23 protein-coding genes, 1 pseudogene and 1 riboswitch are annotated in these 18,741 nt (G+C 30.2%); of the genes and pseudogenes, 9 read left to right on the forward strand and 15 right to left on the reverse strand.

What is annotated here, in order from left to right; translation table 11 throughout:
* Positions 1–72 precede the first annotated feature (72 nt).
* Positions 73–2,694: a TrlF family AAA-like ATPase gene (locus tag HMPREF3134_RS06680; protein WP_053027805.1), complete on the reverse strand. Its 2,622-nt coding sequence runs from the start codon at positions 2,692–2,694 to the stop codon at positions 73–75.
* Between the two features lie 219 nt (positions 2,695–2,913).
* Here HMPREF3134_RS06680 and HMPREF3134_RS06685 point away from each other — a divergent pair, with 219 nt between their 5' ends.
* Positions 2,914–3,525 (forward strand): recombinase family protein, encoded by a 612-nt coding sequence (locus HMPREF3134_RS06685; protein WP_000635275.1) that lies wholly within the window; start codon positions 2,914–2,916, stop codon positions 3,523–3,525.
* A 142-nt stretch (positions 3,526–3,667) separates the two neighbouring features.
* On the opposite strand, the gene HMPREF3134_RS06690 is transcribed toward HMPREF3134_RS06685, so the two are convergent.
* From HMPREF3134_RS06690 to HMPREF3134_RS06700, 3 genes are all read right to left on the reverse strand, one after another.
* Positions 3,668–3,964 carry a hypothetical protein gene (locus HMPREF3134_RS06690; RefSeq protein WP_041080884.1) on the reverse strand — a complete coding sequence of 99 codons (297 nt, stop codon included), beginning with the start codon at positions 3,962–3,964 and terminating at the stop codon, positions 3,668–3,670.
* A gap of 5 nt (positions 3,965–3,969) precedes the next feature.
* Positions 3,970–4,188: a helix-turn-helix transcriptional regulator gene (locus HMPREF3134_RS06695; protein WP_041080882.1), complete on the reverse strand. Its 219-nt coding sequence runs from the start codon at positions 4,186–4,188 to the stop codon at positions 3,970–3,972.
* A gap of 512 nt (positions 4,189–4,700) precedes the next feature.
* Positions 4,701–5,243, reverse strand: a complete 543-nt coding sequence (locus HMPREF3134_RS06700) for a recombinase family protein (protein ID WP_052463707.1) — start codon at positions 5,241–5,243, stop codon at positions 4,701–4,703.
* Positions 5,244–5,357: 114 nt separating this feature from the next.
* Here HMPREF3134_RS06700 and HMPREF3134_RS06705 point away from each other — a divergent pair, with 114 nt between their 5' ends.
* Together HMPREF3134_RS06705 and HMPREF3134_RS06710 are read left to right on the forward strand one after the other, a co-directional pair.
* Positions 5,358–6,809 (forward strand): SulP family inorganic anion transporter, encoded by a 1,452-nt coding sequence (locus HMPREF3134_RS06705; RefSeq protein WP_002447402.1) that lies wholly within the window; start codon positions 5,358–5,360, stop codon positions 6,807–6,809.
* A 12-nt stretch (positions 6,810–6,821) separates the two neighbouring features.
* Positions 6,822–7,235: a universal stress protein gene (locus HMPREF3134_RS06710; RefSeq protein WP_041080879.1), complete on the forward strand. Its 414-nt coding sequence runs from the start codon at positions 6,822–6,824 to the stop codon at positions 7,233–7,235.
* A 294-nt stretch (positions 7,236–7,529) separates the two neighbouring features.
* Here the strand turns inward: HMPREF3134_RS06710 and HMPREF3134_RS06715 are convergent, their stop codons facing one another.
* Positions 7,530–8,525, reverse strand: a complete 996-nt coding sequence (locus HMPREF3134_RS06715) for a YeiH family protein (RefSeq protein WP_070441690.1) — start codon at positions 8,523–8,525, stop codon at positions 7,530–7,532.
* 114 nt (positions 8,526–8,639) lie between these two features.
* Between HMPREF3134_RS06715 and HMPREF3134_RS06720 the strand changes: the two genes are divergently transcribed.
* Positions 8,640–9,461, forward strand: coding sequence for a LysR family transcriptional regulator (locus HMPREF3134_RS06720; RefSeq protein ID WP_070441693.1), 822 nt, complete (start codon positions 8,640–8,642; stop codon positions 9,459–9,461).
* A 57-nt stretch (positions 9,462–9,518) separates the two neighbouring features.
* On the opposite strand, the gene HMPREF3134_RS06725 is transcribed toward HMPREF3134_RS06720, so the two are convergent.
* Positions 9,519–9,713 carry a CsbD family protein gene (locus HMPREF3134_RS06725; RefSeq protein ID WP_070441696.1) on the reverse strand — a complete coding sequence of 65 codons (195 nt, stop codon included), beginning with the start codon at positions 9,711–9,713 and terminating at the stop codon, positions 9,519–9,521.
* 168 nt (positions 9,714–9,881) lie between these two features.
* On the opposite strand from HMPREF3134_RS06725, the gene HMPREF3134_RS12210 reads away from it, so the two are divergent.
* The gene (locus HMPREF3134_RS12210) at positions 9,882–10,046 is read left to right on the forward strand and encodes a hypothetical protein (RefSeq protein ID WP_016931019.1); all 165 of its coding nucleotides are present in this window, start codon (positions 9,882–9,884) and stop codon (positions 10,044–10,046) included.
* Positions 10,047–10,093: 47 nt separating this feature from the next.
* Here the strand turns inward: HMPREF3134_RS12210 and HMPREF3134_RS06730 are convergent, their stop codons facing one another.
* From HMPREF3134_RS06730 to HMPREF3134_RS06760, 7 genes are all read right to left on the reverse strand, one after another.
* Positions 10,094–10,909 (reverse strand): MetQ/NlpA family ABC transporter substrate-binding protein, encoded by an 816-nt coding sequence (locus HMPREF3134_RS06730; protein WP_070441699.1) that lies wholly within the window; start codon positions 10,907–10,909, stop codon positions 10,094–10,096.
* Between the two features lie 20 nt (positions 10,910–10,929).
* A complete protein-coding gene (locus HMPREF3134_RS06735) occupies positions 10,930–11,625 on the reverse strand; it encodes a methionine ABC transporter permease (RefSeq protein ID WP_011276310.1) in 696 nt (231 codons plus the stop codon).
* Complete coding sequence (locus tag HMPREF3134_RS06740; protein WP_070441702.1) at positions 11,618–12,643, reverse strand: methionine ABC transporter ATP-binding protein; 1,026 nt, start codon at positions 12,641–12,643, stop codon at positions 11,618–11,620. Before HMPREF3134_RS06740 ends, HMPREF3134_RS06735 begins: the two co-directional genes overlap by 8 nt.
* 84 nt (positions 12,644–12,727) lie before the next feature.
* Positions 12,728–12,833, reverse strand: a riboswitch (SAM riboswitch).
* Between the two features lie 57 nt (positions 12,834–12,890).
* The gene (locus HMPREF3134_RS06745) at positions 12,891–13,187 is read right to left on the reverse strand and encodes a thioredoxin family protein (RefSeq protein ID WP_011276313.1); all 297 of its coding nucleotides are present in this window, start codon (positions 13,185–13,187) and stop codon (positions 12,891–12,893) included.
* The gene (locus HMPREF3134_RS06750; RefSeq protein ID WP_037537242.1) at positions 13,180–13,566 is read right to left on the reverse strand and encodes a toprim domain-containing protein; all 387 of its coding nucleotides are present in this window, start codon (positions 13,564–13,566) and stop codon (positions 13,180–13,182) included. The genes HMPREF3134_RS06745 and HMPREF3134_RS06750 overlap by 8 nt, the downstream gene beginning before the upstream one ends.
* Positions 13,567–13,757: 191 nt before the next feature.
* Entirely contained in the window at positions 13,758–14,138 is a 381-nt protein-coding gene (gene gcvH, locus HMPREF3134_RS06755) for a glycine cleavage system protein GcvH (protein ID WP_011276315.1), read from the reverse strand.
* Positions 14,139–14,253: 115 nt separating this feature from the next.
* A complete protein-coding gene (locus HMPREF3134_RS06760) occupies positions 14,254–14,607 on the reverse strand; it encodes an arsenate reductase family protein (RefSeq protein WP_011276316.1) in 354 nt (117 codons plus the stop codon).
* A gap of 141 nt (positions 14,608–14,748) precedes the next feature.
* On the opposite strand from HMPREF3134_RS06760, the gene HMPREF3134_RS06765 reads away from it, so the two are divergent.
* Positions 14,749–15,072, forward strand: a complete 324-nt coding sequence (locus tag HMPREF3134_RS06765) for a thioredoxin family protein (RefSeq protein WP_011276317.1) — start codon at positions 14,749–14,751, stop codon at positions 15,070–15,072.
* Between the two features lie 170 nt (positions 15,073–15,242).
* Here the strand turns inward: HMPREF3134_RS06765 and HMPREF3134_RS06770 are convergent, their stop codons facing one another.
* A complete protein-coding gene (locus HMPREF3134_RS06770; protein ID WP_011276318.1) occupies positions 15,243–15,782 on the reverse strand; it encodes a nitroreductase family protein in 540 nt (179 codons plus the stop codon).
* Positions 15,783–15,852: 70 nt separating this feature from the next.
* Positions 15,853–16,578 (reverse strand): type I 3-dehydroquinate dehydratase, encoded by a 726-nt coding sequence (gene aroD, locus HMPREF3134_RS06775; protein ID WP_070441705.1) that lies wholly within the window; start codon positions 16,576–16,578, stop codon positions 15,853–15,855.
* 162 nt (positions 16,579–16,740) lie between these two features.
* On the opposite strand from aroD, the gene HMPREF3134_RS06780 reads away from it, so the two are divergent.
* From HMPREF3134_RS06780 to HMPREF3134_RS06790, 3 genes and pseudogenes are all read left to right on the forward strand, one after another.
* On the forward strand, positions 16,741–17,163 hold the full coding sequence (locus HMPREF3134_RS06780; protein ID WP_016931015.1) for an organic hydroperoxide resistance protein: 423 nt from the start codon (positions 16,741–16,743) through the stop codon (positions 17,161–17,163).
* Between the two features lie 275 nt (positions 17,164–17,438).
* Positions 17,439–17,930, forward strand: coding sequence for a GNAT family N-acetyltransferase (locus HMPREF3134_RS06785; RefSeq protein ID WP_070441707.1), 492 nt, complete (start codon positions 17,439–17,441; stop codon positions 17,928–17,930).
* A 130-nt stretch (positions 17,931–18,060) separates the two neighbouring features.
* Positions 18,061–18,677, forward strand: a pseudogene (locus HMPREF3134_RS06790) (LysE/ArgO family amino acid transporter).
* Positions 18,678–18,741 lie beyond the last annotated feature (64 nt).

Here is an 18,741-nt window from a genome sequence, read left to right on the forward strand (position 1 = left end):
TGGTGCATTAATTGTTAATCATTTTCGTTATCTAAATTATAACACTGGTAAGTAGAGGAATGCAAAGACCTACTATAGTCCATATTTATTTTTTCTCATCTTAAAAGCAATGTCTCCACCTTCTAAAATTTGAATGACAGAATTTCTTACTAAATTATTATCTATGGATCCTAAACTTTCATTATTTATAATTCCTTGTCCGTTTTCATTTTCCATTGTCACAATTAATTCTGCGTCACCAAATACAGGTATATTAGCGTTGTGTGTAGCAAAGATAAATTGTCTATTAATTTTTAATTTTCGGGTATTTTCAACTAAATTGTTTGTTATAAAAGAATTATCTAAATTATCTTCTGGTTGATCCACTAAAAGAGGGTCATCATTACTTAAAGTTAACAGATTTAAAATAGCAGTACACTGTTGTCCTTTGGATAATTTATTCAGGGATCGGAATTCTATATTTTCATCACTTCCAACATTTAATTGTATATCTATAATATTTTCTAGCTCGATTGATTCCAAATGTAAAATTCTTTCATAGTCCATATTTGAAAGGATATCTGCTTTATTTTTTTTCAAGCCACTATCCTTATACTCATCGTATATAGCTTCGCTGTCTCTATCCTTAATTAAGTTAATAAATTTAGACAAATTAAAATTTTGATGCTTTTTTATCCATTCCAATGTTGAATATCCTAATCCGTTCTCATCTTTGAGAAATTTTATTAAATTATTAACATTTGCATATGGATGAATTTTGATGTTTACTTGTCCTTTTAAATAGTTATTATTTATTTTTTTGACGCATTTGTTAAGATTTTTCAATTGTTCATCGAATATTTCTTTTAAATTTTCTTTAAGTTGCATTCTTTCTTTTTTCAGTTTTTCAATCTCTATGTTGACTTGAGAAAGTTGTGTTTCTAATGGTTCGATAGAAGTTATTTGTTTTTGAGTCTCAGTATATTCGTATGCTATTTCTTGTTTGGTTTTCCCTTCTATATCATCTAAGGATTTAATAGCTTCATTTATTTCCTTCTCAACATGCTTTTTCTTTTCATGCCAATCATTATAAACTTTGTCTATTTCGCTTTTGGTAGTATTTTTTAATTCAGTAAAAGTAGACTGTATTTCTTTTAGTTTTTCATTATGATTGTTTATAATACGTTGAATATTATCAAAGATATCAATATGTTTAATTTCTTGATTGTAATTTTCTTTAAAAGGTAGAATGACGTTTGTTATAGAAATATCATTATCTTCAATAATTTTTTTAGTGGTTTTTATGTATTGCTCTTCTTTAGATACTTTACCTTGTACCTCTAATTTCTTTCCAATGCCCAGTTCATTGAAATGTTTTAACTTTTCTTTTAATTTAGGCAATTCATTGATTTTCTCTTGTAATTTTTCAAGTTTCTCTTCAGTTTTAATTAAAGATTCTGTATTTGATTGTAAGTTACTTTTTATTTCTTCTTTTTTTTCGTCATTATTATCATTTCTGTTTAAAAAACGATTTAAAATTTTTAATTTTGCATTTTCATCTGTAGTTAAATCGATAATTTCGTTTTGACTGTAAACCTCTATATTAGGAAGAATGTCTTTAACAGTATAACTAGACACATTATTGTTTATATCTTTAATTATAGGGTCTTCATTATATCTTTTTATTATCTTAAATTGTTTACCGTATTGTGCATGTGATGTTACAACTAATTCTACTATTCCACCGATTCCTAAATTAGATTTACAGATGTTTTCAAAAGATGTGTTTGCATTTCGACTCATAGGATTTATGTCTAATGCATATCGAATTAATTCAATAAATGTTGATTTTCCAGCTCCTCTACCACCAATAATTGTATTAAGATTCGGGGATAAATCTAATGAGAGGTTATCTAAGTACCCCATAGAAATTTTTATTTCATTAATAGAAGAATGTGGGTATTTATTGTTAATGTCAAAATTTAATTTAACCCTAGCTTTAGGATCTCTAAAGGCTAATTTAAAACTTTCAAAGTTAAGTTTTGACATTTTAATTAAGCAACTTGCTGTATCTAAATCTAAATCTTCAGGTTTACTAACGTCTTTAGCATTAATAAGAGCAAAGGGAGTTTTCTTTTGATAATTAGGGTCTTTGTTTTTAAGTATATTAATGTAGTTAGGATTTACTTCATTTTTTTTGGAAGGTATTTGTGCTGCTACTAACTTATCCGATTTCCAGAGGTTATTATGTTTTCCTTTCAAGACGCCATTATCACTGGTAATATGTGCTGCATACCAAAATCCACCCCTATCTATTACTCTTTGTGTGATGTCATGAAAACTCATAGTACTGGGGGAATTGCCGTCTTCAGGGTTCGATAATCCTAGTTCTCCTAAGTATCTCTCTAGCTCTTGTTCTTCAGTATTCTCTGAAAATAGACAAACAATATGAATTTTTTCTGATGTGGAAATTTCGAACCCTGGAAATACAAGAATTCCTTTAGATGATAAATATTCTCTGAGTTTCTTTGATTTATCAACATTTCCATGATCTGCTAAGCCAATAATTGATATGTTGTTTTTTATACAATAGTTGTATATAGATTCATTATATTGTTCCTCTGTCATTTCATGTTCTTGTCCTCTATATTTAATATAGCTATATGGATTAACTTGCAAAGCACATTTATAAAATTCAGCGTAGTTTTTAGACATACTATTTCTCCTTATTAATAAAAATATAGTGCTATATTAATTATATAATAAACCTTATTTATAGTCTGATTTTATTAAAAAATTATAATTTGATTCTCATTGTAAAAATAGCTGCTTTTGTTCAATTTAAGTACACCCTAATCATACAAAATGAATTGTTGAAATTACAGCAATTAAAATGTATGATTAGGGTGTATATTAATTATGAGGTGAAACTAAATGATTGTGGGCTATGCGCGGGTATCATCAGTAGATCAAAATTTAGAAAGACAACTTGAAAATTTAAAAACATTTGGTGCTGAAAAAATTTTTACAGAAAAACAATCAGGTCAATCTATAGAAAACAGACCCGTCTTTCAAGAAGCATTGAACTTTGTGAGAATGGGAGATCGTTTTGTCGTGGAATCAATTGATCGTTTAGGTCGTAATTATGATGAAGTCATTAATACCGTTAATTATCTTAAAGAGAAAGAAGTACAATTGATGATTACCAGTCTACCAATGATGAATGAAGTCATTGGTAATCCATTATTAGATAAATTTATGAAAGATTTAATTATACAGATATTAGCAATGGTTTCAGAACAAGAAAGAAATGAAAGTAAACGTCGACAAGCTCAAGGGATTCAAGTTGCGAAAGAGAAAGGCGTATATAAAGGACGACCTTTATTATATTCTCCCAATGCGAAAGATCCTCAAAAACGTGTTATCTATCATCGTGTTGTAGAAATGTTAGAGGAAGGCAAAGCGATTAGTAAAATTGCGAAAGAAGTGAATATTACAAGACAAACTGTTTATAGAATTAAACACGATAACGATGATTTGTTTTAATAAACGGTTTTTCAATGCAAATGAGAGCTTCTCACAGCGTCTGAAAACTTATGGTGATCAATTATTCTGAGATTTTAATATTAAAACAAGAAAAGAGAGAACAAAAATGCTCTCTCTTTTCTTAATAGTCATTGTTTTTTATTTATGAAGTTTTTTGGTGTATGGCGAATACTGATATCGAAACAAGTAAGGCGCTTAAAGAGATTATTAATATAATTATGTTTAATATTGTTTGTGCTGACCAAGAATATATAGATGCTAATACTTCAGTTATTACAAGTAATACAAGACAAGTAACAAACCCATAGGCATATGCTTGATTTATAATCATCGTTCCTCTTTCATCATTATTTCTTTTTGCAAACATCGCTACTGCCACCATCAATCCCCCTGTTATTACTGCAAATATTGCTAATAATATAGAAATGGTATAACTCATAGTATCTACTCCTTATAGTTAAAGATTTCTTCTATTGTTACGTTAAATAGTCTTGATAATTTAAATGCTAATACAAGTGAAGGGCTATACTTATTTTTTTCAATAGAGTTAATTGTTTGTCGACTGACGCCTACTTGATTAGCTAACTCATTTTGAGATATATCGAATTTTGCCCTTAAAATTTTAAGTTGGTTCGTTAATTCTCCACTTTCAAATTTAGCCAATAGCTTCACCTCTTTATATGAATTGTAAAATAAAATTTACTTAATGTAAAGTTTTTTTGTCATAGAGTAAAAAATAATACACATACATTTTTGTATGTGTATTAAACATTCCAAATTCATATGTCAAAAACGATCGTTTATAACGCAATCATGATGAGAGTATTAATACAGTTAATTATTTGAAATACTTTAGTTTACATAATAAAAAATTATAGGTAGTTAAAATGTATATCTTATACATAATCAATAAACGTTGAATTTAATGTATTTGACATAGAGGAATTTTTTACATTTCTTTTTCGTTAACTCAGCATATCTTGTAGTTCACTATATTGGAAAGTATTTATTATAAAATATTTCTATGTTTTTGCTAAGTCTTGTCTTTCTATATTTTCGAGTACTAACAAAAAACTTTCTCATTAATATTTAATGTTTTAAAGATTACTTTACTTTCCTCTTTAATCGACAGTATTATATTATGTTCTATATCTTGAAACAACATTTACTATCTCTTATTTATCTAGATGACGATATAAAGTTGCTCTACTTATGTTTGTTTTTTCTTTTATTTCATCTAGAGTGTAATTTTTGCTCATATACATTTCTATAGCATCTCTAAGATTTTTATCATCTCGTTTGGGTCTGCCTAACGTTTTTCCTTCTTTTGTATAATTTTCTAATCCAACGCGTGTCCTAAATTTAACAACATCACTTTGAAAGTCTGTAATATCATGTAGTATTTCTAAAAATTCTCCTTGGATATTTTTAGAAATATATCGGTTTAAATTAATTACATATAAAGATATATCCTTCTGTGAAAGATAATCTAATATATCTACTAATTGTTTCGTAGAATCTGCAAGTATACATAAATCTGTAATATATACTGCATCCCCCGAGACCAACTTCTTTTTTAAAAGAAGGTCTAATTCATTTCTTTTTTTATTATTAGCATGACTTTCCTCAACTATTTTTTTTGTATAGGTTTCTATTTTCTTTTTTTGTTCGTTTAAATCATCGTTTATTGTAACAGGTCTGATATAACCGTATTTCATTTATTTGCACCACCCTATAGCTAAAATATAACAGGAAAGTTTCATTAAAGGGTATACATATGAAACTTTCCTGTTATACTTTACAATATAATTAAATAAAAAGGAGAGTAAGTTATGGTTGAAAAATTAAAACATGAATGGTTTAACCAGCCAGGTAAAAATATACTTGCCGGTATCGTAGTTGCCTTAGCTTTAATCCCTGAAGCTATCGCATTTTCAATTATTGCTGGCGTAGATCCAATGGTTGGTTTGTATGCTTCATTTATCATCGCTGTTGTTACTGCTATTGTTGGTGGTAGACCTGCAATGATATCAGGTGCAACAGGGGCTGTTGCCTTATTAGTTACACCACTTGTGAAAGATTATGGTGTAGAATATCTTTTAGCTGCCACGATATTAATGGGAGTAATTCAATTAGTTTTAGGCCTTCTCAAAGTGGGGCGTTTAATGAAATTTATACCTCATTCCGTCATGATAGGTTTTGTAAATGCATTAGGTATTATGATTTTCATGTCCCAAATAGAACATATCTTCGGTATTTCAATCTCAACTTATATATATGTAATTGTAACATTACTCATTGTATATATAATCCCTAAATTTTTCAAAGCAATACCTGCACCATTAATAGCTATCATCGTATTGACTGCTCTTTATATGTATACAGGTTCTGACGTGAGAACTGTTGGTGATTTAGGAAATATTAAGCAAGCTTTACCGCACTTTTTAATTCCTAATGTTCCCTTTAATTTAGAAACACTTCAAATCATTTTTCCATACTCGCTATCTATGGCTATTGTAGGTCTAGTAGAAAGTTTACTTACTGCTAAAATTGTAGATGATGCAACAGACACTTATAGTAGTAAAAACAGAGAATCTCGTGGCCAAGGCATTGCTAATATGATTACAGGATTATTCGGTGGTATGGGAGGTTGTGCCATGATTGGACAATCTGTAATCAATGTCAAATCAGGTGCAAACAGTAGATTATCTACTTTTTCTGCTGGTGTTGTCTTAATATTCATGATTATTGTTCTTGGAGGACTTGTTGTTCAAATTCCAATGCCAATTTTAGCAGGTATTATGGTTATGGTTTCGATTGGTACATTTGATTGGAATTCTTTTAAATATATTCAAAAAGCACCAAAAACAGATGCAGTTGTTATGATACTTACAGTGATAATTGTACTGATGACACATAACTTAGCTCTCGGCGTGGTCGTAGGTGTTATTTTCAGTGCTTTATTCTTTGCTACTAAAATATCAAAAGTAGAAGTAACATCTGAGAAGTTTGGTAAAACTAACCGTTTATCTTTTAAAGGTCAAATCTTTTTTGTTTCTATTGACTCTATGATGGATCAAATTAGCTTTAATATTGAAAATAGTATTATAGAATTAAACTTTAATAATGCTCATTTATGGGATGATTCAGCAGTAGATGCTATTGATACAATGGTAAGGAAGTTCGAAGAAAAAAATAACATTGTTCATGTAGAAAAACTAAATTCAGATAGTCGTAAAATAGTCTCAGAATTAAGCAAACTAAATGAAAATCATTTAAACTAAGGAGTGTTGTTTATGTATAAATCAATTTTATTAGCAGCCGATGGGTCAGAAAATAGTTTACGTTCAGCACAGGAAGTTTTGAACTTTATAGATGAAAATACTATAGTTACTTTACTTACAGTTGTAAATGTTGAAGAATCGAAAACAGATGTTTTACATGGTAAACAAGGACATAGTTTAACAAATGAAAGAGAAGACAAATTATCCAGTATAACTGAACTATTTGTAGAACATAATGTAAATTATGAAGTAAAAATTGCACATGGTTTTCCTGCAGAAACAGTGGTTTCAGTTGCTAATAGTGGTAAATATCAAGCAATTGTTTTAGGGTCTCGTGGTCTAAATAGTTTACAAGAAATGGTATTGGGTAGCGTCAGTCACAAAGTGGCTAAACGTTCAAAAATTCCCGTTATCATTGTAAAATAGTCTGTCTAACTCAATCCATAAAAGGATTGAGTTTTATTTTGAGACGACTAAGGGTACCTTAGTAATTTAATAAAGTCTATTTTACAATATAAAAAAACAATACACAGTAATGTGTATTGTTAATTATTTCAGTATATAAACTTTAACGTAATCATAATTTCAAATAACATTTTAAGCTATTTATTTTTGTTCACATAATTACTGATTATCAGAAGTTTAATTCACATTAAAAGAGGCTGGTACATAATTCCTAGCCTCTTTTTTATTTTAAATATAAACATATAACATGTTACCTTATTTAAACATTATAGAAGTAACTAAGAGAGTCACACCAGATAGACAAATTGAAGTTACACAGATCACAATGAATGGTTTAAGTGCTTTTGAAATAACTTCTTTTAAAACGATATTCAATCCTAGAGCAACCATCGCCATTAACATACATACCGTTGTAATAACATTTATAATATTCATAAGTAATGAAGGAATAGGAACAAATGTATTGATACAAGCCATTATAATAAATCCAATTAGAAAATAAGGAATATCGATTTTTTGTTGCACTTGACTTGAGTGTGATTTATAACGCATATACAAAGTTAAGACAATGCTTAATGGAATAAGTAAAAACACACGGCCTAATTTTCCAAGTAAAGCAAATGTCATTGCCTCTGGCCCGCCAATATCTGCTGCTAAGACGACATGAGCGATTTCATGTAGACTGATACCTGTCCAAGCGCCATAAGTTATAGTAGGTATGTTAAAAATAGCCTCGATAGCTGTATAAATAAGTGCAAATATAGTTCCAATTAGTGCAATAATACCTACACTTATTGCAGTGTCTTTTTCTTTAGATTTTAAGATTGGTGCTGTAGCTGCAATAGCTGCAGCTCCGCATACTCCTGTACCAATACCAAGTAGTATAGAGATATCTTGATTTCCTTTAATAATTTGATTCAAAATTAAAGTTAAACTTATTGAAAAGATAATTACGATAATATCAATAAGTAGTAATTTCCAGCCTTTACCTAGAATATCTCCCATATTTAATTTTAACCCATATAAGATAATCGCAAATTTCAATAAACGTTTCGATGCAAACGTAATACCTGGGCGAATATGCTCAGGATAACCTATGACTTGGCGGTATATCATCGCAAAAATGATGGCAATAGCTAATGCCCCAATCGTATGTAAAATAGGAAATTTAGCTAATATATAACTGATTATTGCAATCGTAAATGTAAACATAATACCTTTCATAAATGAAGCCTGCGTTATTGATTTCATATGTACTTTCACCTCGATATAAAATCTTAGCACGTTATTGTTATAGCGTTAAATAAATAATAAGTATAGTATATATATCAAAAATGTTATATTAGACTTAAAGGAGAATGATGCATGGATCCGTATAAGGTATTAATTGAAGTAATGAAAACAGAAAGTTTTACTAGAGCAGCAGAAAATTTATATACTTCGCAGCCTTCTGTGAGTCGTGATATTAAACGTTTAGAATTAAAATATAATGTTAAAATATTTGAATTTAAATCTCCATATTTAAAACTAACTAGAGATGGCGAAAAGCTATTACAATATGCATTGCAACGGGAAAGTATTGAACAAGAATTATGGCAAAACTTAACATCGGAATCTGAAATCATCTCAGGCACCTTAACAATTGGAAGCAGTTATACATATGGTGAATATTTATTATCAGAACAGCTTACCCGTCTTATGCAACAATACCCTAAGTTACATATTCATTTACGTGTTAATAATTCAGATTCTGTTATAAATGATATTAAACACAACAGAGTAGATATAGGTATTGTAGAAAAGGAAATTCAAGACAATGTAATAAAATGTAAGAAAATAATAGAAGATGAAATGGTGTATATTTACAAAAAATCGGTTCAACCTAGAATGGATATATGTTTCGTTAGAGAAAAAGGGTCTGGAACAAGGTTTTATCAGGAAGTAGGTCTTTCTGAGTTAAAATTAAATCCATATTTGATAGAAATTAATAATATTAAGATTATCAAACAAATGGTAGAGGCTGGAAATGGGTTTGCGATTATTTCAAAATCAGCAATTCATCCCGAGGATTATGAAAAATTAATGATAACAACTTTAAATGTGAAACGTCATTATTACCTTGCTCAACATGTTGATAAATATATTGATAAAAATATTAGAGCTGTCATTGAAATGATTATGAAGTAGAGTATGCAAAAAAGCCGAGGCTAGGATTATGTCCCAGCCTCTTGTGATATAGACAAATTATTTGTTATCGTCATTACCTTTTACTTTATCGATAAGGTCGTTAGCTTTATTTTTAACGTTTTCAACTGCTTCTTTGGCTTTACCAGAAGCTTTATCGTTTTGACCTTCTTTTTCTAAATCTTTATTGTCAGTTACGTTACCAACAGTTTCTTTTAAGTTACCTTTTGCTTGTTCAAATTTATCTTCAGCCATTTAAAATTCCTCCTTGATTGTCTGTATCTTTACTTAATAATTATGTACCCCTACAATCTTATCATTAAACCCCTTATCCATAAATTTTATATATTATAGAATATTTTCATTCTATTTAATAATTCTTATATAATGACACTGTAACAATAAAATTAAAGGGGGTATATGATGAAATTTATTAATTTTACCGCTATGACTGAAAGTGGTTTAACTAAAAAAGTAAATCGCTTTTTAGAGGAGAACCCGTATATCGAAGTTATTAAATTTGATTATACAATGGGGTCTGGTGGACAAGGCGTTGGTATATTGTATAAGGACAGAAAATCTTTCTAAATAATAGAAACTCCGTAATCAAAATGGTTACGGAGCTTCTTTCATTATTATTTCGCTGGTACAACTGCACCTTTATATTTGTCTTTAATAAAGTCTTGGATTTCTTTAGATTGTAACACTTCAATTAAAGCTTTAATTTTTTCATCATCTTTATGTCCTTTTTGAACTGCGATTAAGTTAGCATAAGGATTGTTATTTGGTTTTTCAATAGCAATTGAATCCTTTTGAGGGCTTAAGTCTTGATCAATCGCATAGTTAGAGTTGATGATTGCAGCATCTACATCTTCATTTTGATAGATTTTTGGAAGATATTCTGCTGATTGTTTACTGTTGAATTTGATGTCTTTTTTGTTTTCAGTGATATCTTCGAATTTAGCATCTTCGATTTTTACACCTTTTTTAATTTTAATTAATCCTTCATCAATAAAGAATTTTAAGAAACGTCCTTGTTCAGCTGGGTTATTTGATACATAAACTGTTGCACCTTTAGGAAGGTCTTTTAAACTTTTATATTTTTTAGAGTAAACAGCCATTGGTTCTAAGTGAACTTTACCTGCGTCTTCAATTTTGTATCCTTTTTCTTTACTTTCAGTTTTTAAATAAGGTACGTGTTGGAAATAATTAGCATCCAATTCACCTTTATCTAATAATTTGTTTGGCGTAGTGTAATCATTAATTGTTTTAATTTCTAAGTCATAGCCTTTCTTTTTAAGTAAAGGTTTAGCCTTTTCAAGAATTTCAGCGTGAGGTGCTGGAGATGCGCCTACAACAATTTTTTTATCTTTATCCCCACTACCATTACCACAAGCTGCTAAAACGACTATTAATGTTAATACTAAAAATAAGCTTAAAAGTTTTTTCATTGAATCATTCCTCTTTTCTTTTAGCGTTTGTCAATTTTATTTGTAATCCAATCTCCAATAAATTGAATTATAAATACGATAATTAAAATAAATACAGTTGAAACTAAAATGACATCGTTTTGGTTACGAGTGAAACCTGTTAAGTAAGCTAAGTTACCTAAACCACCTGCACCAATTACACCTGCAATTGCAGTAGAGCCAACTAATGCGATTGCTGTTACAGTAATACCTGAAACTAGTGCTGGCATTGCCTCAGGTAGTAATACTTTTCGGACAACTGTCCAAGTACTAGCTCCCATTGACCAAGCCGCTTCGATAACACCTTTATCTATTTCTTTGAAGGCAATTTCTACTAATCTTGCATAGAATGGTGCTGCACCAATAACTAGAGCTGGTAAGGCACCAGTTGGACCACTTATTGTTCCAAGGATCACACTTGTAAATGGAATTAATAACAAGATTAAAATGATAAATGGAATCGCTCGGAATAAGTTAACAATAAATGAAACGATGCTATAAAAGACTCTAGCACCTTTAGAATTACTCTTAGCTGATAAGAATAATAATACTCCTAAAATCAATCCAAAAATAAATGCGAAAATAGTTGAAACTACAGTCATATATAATGTTTCATAAATGGCTTGCCATACTTCAGGCCATTGGACGTTAGGCATTGTAATCATCTCTTTAAAAATATCACCATAAGATTTATCCATGCTTAACCACCTCCACATTTACATGTTGCTGATGTAAATCTTCTTTAAATGTCTCAAACTCTGTTTCAGCAATATGTGGAATATGAACCACCAAGAACCCGACAGAACCACCACGGGTATTTTTTATGTTTGCTTCAAGAATATTTATATCAATGTTATGCGTTTTACTTATGTAAGATACAACTGGTTCAGTCGTATTACCACCATTGAAATTAAGTCTAACAATGTATGCATCTGAATCTAATGGTTCTAGATGTTTGATTGATTCTTCAAAATCATCATCCAAATCATCTTTCACAAATCGTCTTGTAACTTCATGTTGTGGATTTTCAAATACTTGCGTTACTTTACCTTGCTCAATTACACGGCCACTTTCCATAACGGCTACTTCATCACAAACACGTCTGATAACATGCATTTCATGAGTGATAATCACGATTGTAAGGTTTTCACGTTCTTTAATTTTTAACAGTAGGTCTAAAATCTCATCTGTTGTTTGTGGATCTAATGCGCTTGTAGCTTCGTCACATAAGAGGACGTCAGGTTCATTAGCCAAAGCTCTTGCAATACCTACACGTTGTTTCTGCCCACCTGATAATTCTGATGGATAAGCATTTTCTCTGCCATTTAAACCAACAAGGTTAATTAATTCTTTCGCCCTTTCATTTGCTTTGCTTTTAGAATACCCTGCAATTTCTAGAGGGAACGTGATATTTCGAAGTACTGTTCGTGACCATAATAAATTAAAGTGTTGGAATACCATACTTACTTTTTGTCGTTTTCTTCTTAATTCTGCTTTTGAAAGTTTGTTAATATTATCGCCATCTATAATAATATCGCCAGAAGTAGGCTCTTCTAAATTATTGAACATTCTGATTAAAGTACTTTTACCAGCACCAGAGAATCCGATAACTCCGAAAATAGAGCCCGTTTCTATATTTAAGTTAACGTGATCAACTGCTAGTACATCTTTATCTTTAGTATGATAACGTTTTACAACTTGATTTAACTCAATCACGTTTAGTGCCTCCTTAAAAATCATTATGTAATTAAAAAATGCTTTCTCACTTTAGAAAAGTTAAGAAAGCATTGATTCATCTTTCTCTCATCTTCTAAAGTAATCAACTTTATGTGAATTGGCACCATTTCTATAACTAGACGGTTGCCGGGCTTCATAGGGCACATCCCTCCACCTCTCTTGATAAGAATTTTCGCACTATTTAATTAATTTATATCCTACCATTGCACTATAATTTCGTCAACAATTATTTTAACTTTTCTAACAAATAAGGAACAGATTGAAAAGCATAGATTCTATCTATTTCTATATCTTTATTCATTACTATTAGAACAGGAACTGACATAATTTTGTTACGCTCACTATATTTAGGATGGTAATTCAAATCGATTTTTTTAACGGGTAATTGTAGTATTTCATTCGCAATATCTAGCATTCGCTCTGACATTTTACAAGTACCACACATCGGTGTGTATCCAAAAATTAGATGTTTTTCTTTATTAAAATTCTCACAAATATCTTCTATTTCTACAGATTTACTCATGCATGATTACTAACCTTTCAGTCGTTAAATTAGGAATTAGACGTTTCTCTTTACGAACTGTAAAGCCATGTTTACTCAATACATGCGCAAGATAATTCTTTGGGCATCTAGCTACCTCACAAAATGTTTTATCCACATAGATATGTTCACATTCGCTAAGATGACGTTTAAACCATTTTCTTATCTTTTCACCTTCGTCATCTGAGTCTGCTAGAACAAAGACTTGCTTATCATATAATGTTTCAATCATGTCATCTAATTTATCAATACTCATTGTACCATGCGTACAAATAATATTTATAGGTTCGGCGATGACTTGTTGTACTCTCTTCTTATCAGATTTGCCTTCAACAATAATAACTTTATTTAAAATTGCCATGATAATCCACCTTCTAAGTCGATAATAAACAATCAGTTACTTTTTCACAGAAAGCTAATAGATTAAACATTATTTACGATTACTTAATATTTTATATCAACAAAGTATAAATTTTAAAATTTGTTGATTATTATTTACAAAAAATAGGCAAAATAAAAACTCCATGACCGCAATCAAGGAGTTTAAATTAATTATTCACCAATCATTTCTTTGTATTGATCAGCTGATAATAAATCATCTAATTGGCTTTCATCGCTAAGTTCAACTTTAACCATCCATGCTTTCTCATATGGTGATTCGTTAACAAACTCAGGACTATCTTCTAATTCTTCATTTGATTCAACAACTTTACCAGATACTGGCGCATATAATTCAGAAACAGTTTTAACTGATTCTACACTACCAAAAGTATCCCCTTCGTTGATTTCGTCATCAACTTCTGGTAATTCAACGAATACGATATCACCTAATTCACCTTGTGCGTATTCAGTAATACCAATTGTTACTGTGTTGCCTTCAACTTTTACCCATTCATGTTCTTTAGAATATTTTAATTCGCTCGGTACTGCCACGAGAATCCCCTCCTAAAATTAATTACAATTTAATGATGCCATACCGTAAGTTTTCATTCAACTATTAAAACAAAAAGTTACAATAATTTATATAATTAGAATTTATAATTTTAAACTATAACCAAATTTCTTTGTATTGATCTTCTTTAAATCCTAATGTGATATTATCTCCAGCAATAGCTAATGGTCGTTTAACTAACATGCCATCTGAAGCTAATAAATTTAATTTTTCATCAGTTGATAAATCTTTTAATTTATCTTTTAACCCTAGTTCTTTATATTTAGCACCATGGGTATTAAATAATTTATTAACCTCTACACCTGTTTTATCGATAATTTCTTCAAACTCTTTTTTAGTTGGTGTGTGTTGTACAATATCAATTGGTTCGTAACTTACGCCATGTGTATCTAAAAATTTTGCGGCTTTTTTACAAGTTGTGCAATTTGAATATTGATAAAATTTAATCATTCAGATGTAACCTCCTATTCTGTCTTAATTTAAATATATCAGATAATCTATGTAAACGCTCTATATTTTAAGCTTAATTTTTCAATTAAAGGAAATTATTCGTTATAATACATTTAGTGATTATCTAAAGGAGCGTTTATTATGCAAAGTATTAATACAACTGATGCGTTTAAATCAACAATTGAAAGCGATAAACCAGTTATCGTAAAATTTGAAGCTGGTTGGTGTCCTGATTGTAAATCTATGGACATGTGGATTGATCCAATCGTCGAAAAATATAATGACTATGATTGGTATACTGTTAACCGTGATGAACTCGAAGATGTAGCTGCAGATAATGATGTAATGGGTATTCCTAGCTTATTAGTATTTGAAAATGGCAATAAACTTGCGCATTTACACTCTGCTAATGCTAAATCACCTGAACAAGTAGAATCATTCTTATCAGAAACATTTAATAAATAGGATATAGAATAGTTATCTAATTTGAAAAATTAATTTGATGATACTATTCTGGCATAGATGACTAGAACTGAATAAAGTTTGTTATAGATGCTTTCTCAGTTCTGTTAGCTATGCCCGTGTAATAATAAAGACGGTTGAGACATTTATTTGTCCAGCCGCCTTTATTAATTCTAGTATTTTGAAATTAAATGTTTGTTTTTACGCGGTGCTTTTGGTGGCACTTCTTCTAAATCTGTTAGGTAAAGGAAACCTGCAATGACTTCATCTCCATGAACGCCAAATACCTTACGAACTTTTGGTTCAAAAATGTATGGTGGTGTCTTCCAACATGTACCAATCCCTTGTTCATGTAATAGCAGCATTAAGTTTTGAGCATACGCACCCATTGCAAAAAAGTTTTCACGATTTTGTCGTTGTCTTGGGTCAGTTTTAAGTACTAACACTAACATACCACCAAGATTAGTCACATTATTATAATGATCTTCTTGTTTCTCAGGATGATTTGGAAATGCAAAATGCGTTACATCTCTGCTCATTTCACCTAATCTATCTTTGGCTATATGGATAATTCTCCATGGTTCTCGCATGCCATGGTTTGGAGCATCTGCAGCTTTTTCAATCGCTTGATAAAGCTTATCATCATCTATTGTCATATCATGTTTGAATTTCTTTATACTTCTTCTTGAAGCAATTGCCTCTTGTAATTCCACAATTATCGCTCCTCTTTGTTGATAACTCTTCTCAATTATAAAACCTTTACCTCTTAATTTCAAATGTATCTTAATGATTACTATAAAATAATAGTTGTTGTTTTAAAGTTTTAACATGTATTTGTCCAGGCGCTTGGGACTCACCTAAACATCCATAGGATACAGTGCCTCCAAACACACCTTGAGCTGTTCTACTAACTAAGCCAACACTAGACATAGAAATACCAATCACCTTAGCATCAAGAGTGTCGGCACTTGTTGCTACCGCTTCAAGCAATGTAGCTACGTCTTCTTTGTCTTGTGGCATGACAGCTATTTTGACATAATCAGGGTTTAATTGATTCATTTTATAATATGTGTATTTTAAAATATCTATATCAGGTGTTTCTTGAAAATTATGATAAGATACAACAACTTGTTTATTATATCGATGTGCTAGGTCAATTAAATCACGATGCGTGAAAACATCAAGATCACTATCCCATTCAATATCGATCATTTGGCAATGATGATTTTTAATAATTTCTTTTAATAATGTCATGTATGCTTCATATGTCATTTCACCTTTACCGCCTTGTGAGACCGTGCGATACGTTACCAAGACGTTAGCGTTTATATTTAATTCTTGTAGTTTTTCTAAATTGGATTTAAGCAATTCAAGATGTCGATCTTCCCATTGGTCAATTCGTAATTCGATTATATCAATATCATTACTATATTCTTTGATATTATTTATTGTTAATGTATCCAGTAATTGATTGGGCGCAACTGTGGCAGCCACTTCAACATTCGTCATAATGATCCCTTCTTCCTCAATTTAACTTGTATTTATTTTAAACTATTGGCTGTCTCTCTCCAACCTTGAGTAACTTACTTTTCAATAAAATTAATATTCAATGATTTAAAATTATGTAAATGGGTAAATAATATATGTATACAAATTTAGGAGGTAATAATAATGGCAGTTCAATATGAAACAAAAGCTACTAACGTTGGTGGACGTAAAGGACATGTAAACACTGACGATAATGCAATAAATGTAGATGTATTACCACCACAACAAGCGGACGGAAATGCAACTAACCCTGAGCAATTATTTGCTGCTGGTTACGCTTCATGTTTCAATGGTGCGTTCGATCTTATCTTAAAACAAAATAAAGTACGTGACGCTGAACCAGAAGTTACTTTAACTGTTCGCCTTGAAGACGATCCTGATGCGGAAAGCCCAAAATTAAGCGTAGCGATTGATGCTAAAGTTAAAAATGTATTGTCTCAAGAAGACGCTGAAAAATATTTACAAGATGCACACGAATTCTGCCCATATTCTAAAGCAACTCGTGGTAACATCGATGTTGATTTAAATGTTCAAGTAGTAGATTAAATTTATATATAAAATAAATATGTGATTATTTTTAATCATATACTAATTATTAGACACAAAAATCTTTTCACGGATTTTTGTGTCTTCTTTTTTTTGTGAATTTTTCAAATTTAAGTTATTCTATAAATACAGTAAATAATTAACTTTATAAAACATTTATACATATTAAAACTCAAATAGTTTTTTATAAAATCATTTTTATACCAAGTTTTTTGATTTTAACCTATTATATATAAGTAAGAAACGTTAAACTATGACAGTTATAGGAGGACATGATGACTAATATTCGTATACTAAATCAAAATGATTTAGACCATTATACTCAACTATTATTCAGCAACACGCACACTTATTCGTGGGACAAAGTCTATTTAGAAAATCTTTCAAACGAAGATCTTAAACAAATGCTATCCGATGAAGATGAATTTTGTAATATTATCGGTGCTTTTAAAGATGATGAACTTGTAGCATGTGTTACTTTGCGTCAATTAAAGCAAGTTGGAAGTTCGCACAAAGCTATGATAGAGAATTTATTTTTACTTGATAAAAAAGATGAAAGTACGATTTTAAATTTAATGCAATTTGTTATAGATCACGCTAAATCTCGCAACATTGAAAAATTGATGACTTGTGTAACTTCTAATAACATTAGTGGTAAAATCTTTTTCTCATCTATAGGATTTGAAACTTTGGGTCTCGAATCGAAGTCTTCAAAAATTGGTGACGAATATTTCGATGTTCATTGGCTGTTGTATGATATCGTTTAATCCCTTATTTTAACTATACTATTAAAAATTTTTCTCTAGACATTTAATTTATAGCCACTTTAATAATTGATATATTCTAAATTTTCAGATTTTATAAAATTTAAAAATACTTAAGTCTAGGGGGATAAAATTGTTACAAGCTATTTTTCATGGAGTATTGTTAGCTATAGGCTTAATACTACCATTAGGCGCTCAAAACATATTTGTTTTTAACCAAGGCGCTAACCAAACGAAATTTAGGCGTGCACTTCCTGCTGTTATTACAGCTGGTTTATGTGATTCTTTACTCATCATACTAGCAGTGGTTGGCGTGTCCCTTATACTTATGTCATTTCCAATACTTCAAATGATTGTTTACATAATAGGATTAGTATTTCTACTTTATATGGCGTGGACATTGTGGCATGAACAAAGTAGTGATATTGATTTGCAGGTGACTTCTCACCTGCAAATCAAATAAGCTTCGCACTTTCTGTTTCATCACTTAATCCTCATGCAATTATGGATACCATTGGCGTAATAGGTACAAGCGCTTCTGCCTATGGTGGTTCAGAAAAGGTAGCCTTCACTGTTGCGACAATTAGCGTTTCATGGCTATGGTTTATCTTTCTATCTATTGCTGGTCGTACTGTAGGTCATTTTGATAAATCAGGTCATCTATTAATCTTACTAAATAAAATTTCAAGTATTATTATCTTAATTGTTGCATTAATGATACTTCAAAAAATTTATCAACTCATATTTTAAAGGTGTTTTTCTAAACAATAGTAGCAGGCTAGAACTTAAAATAACTTATCATAAGTGTTTTTAA

It is taken from the genome of Staphylococcus sp. HMSC14D10, from assembly GCF_001808125.1.
Taxonomy (GTDB): domain Bacteria; phylum Bacillota; class Bacilli; order Staphylococcales; family Staphylococcaceae; genus Staphylococcus; species Staphylococcus haemolyticus.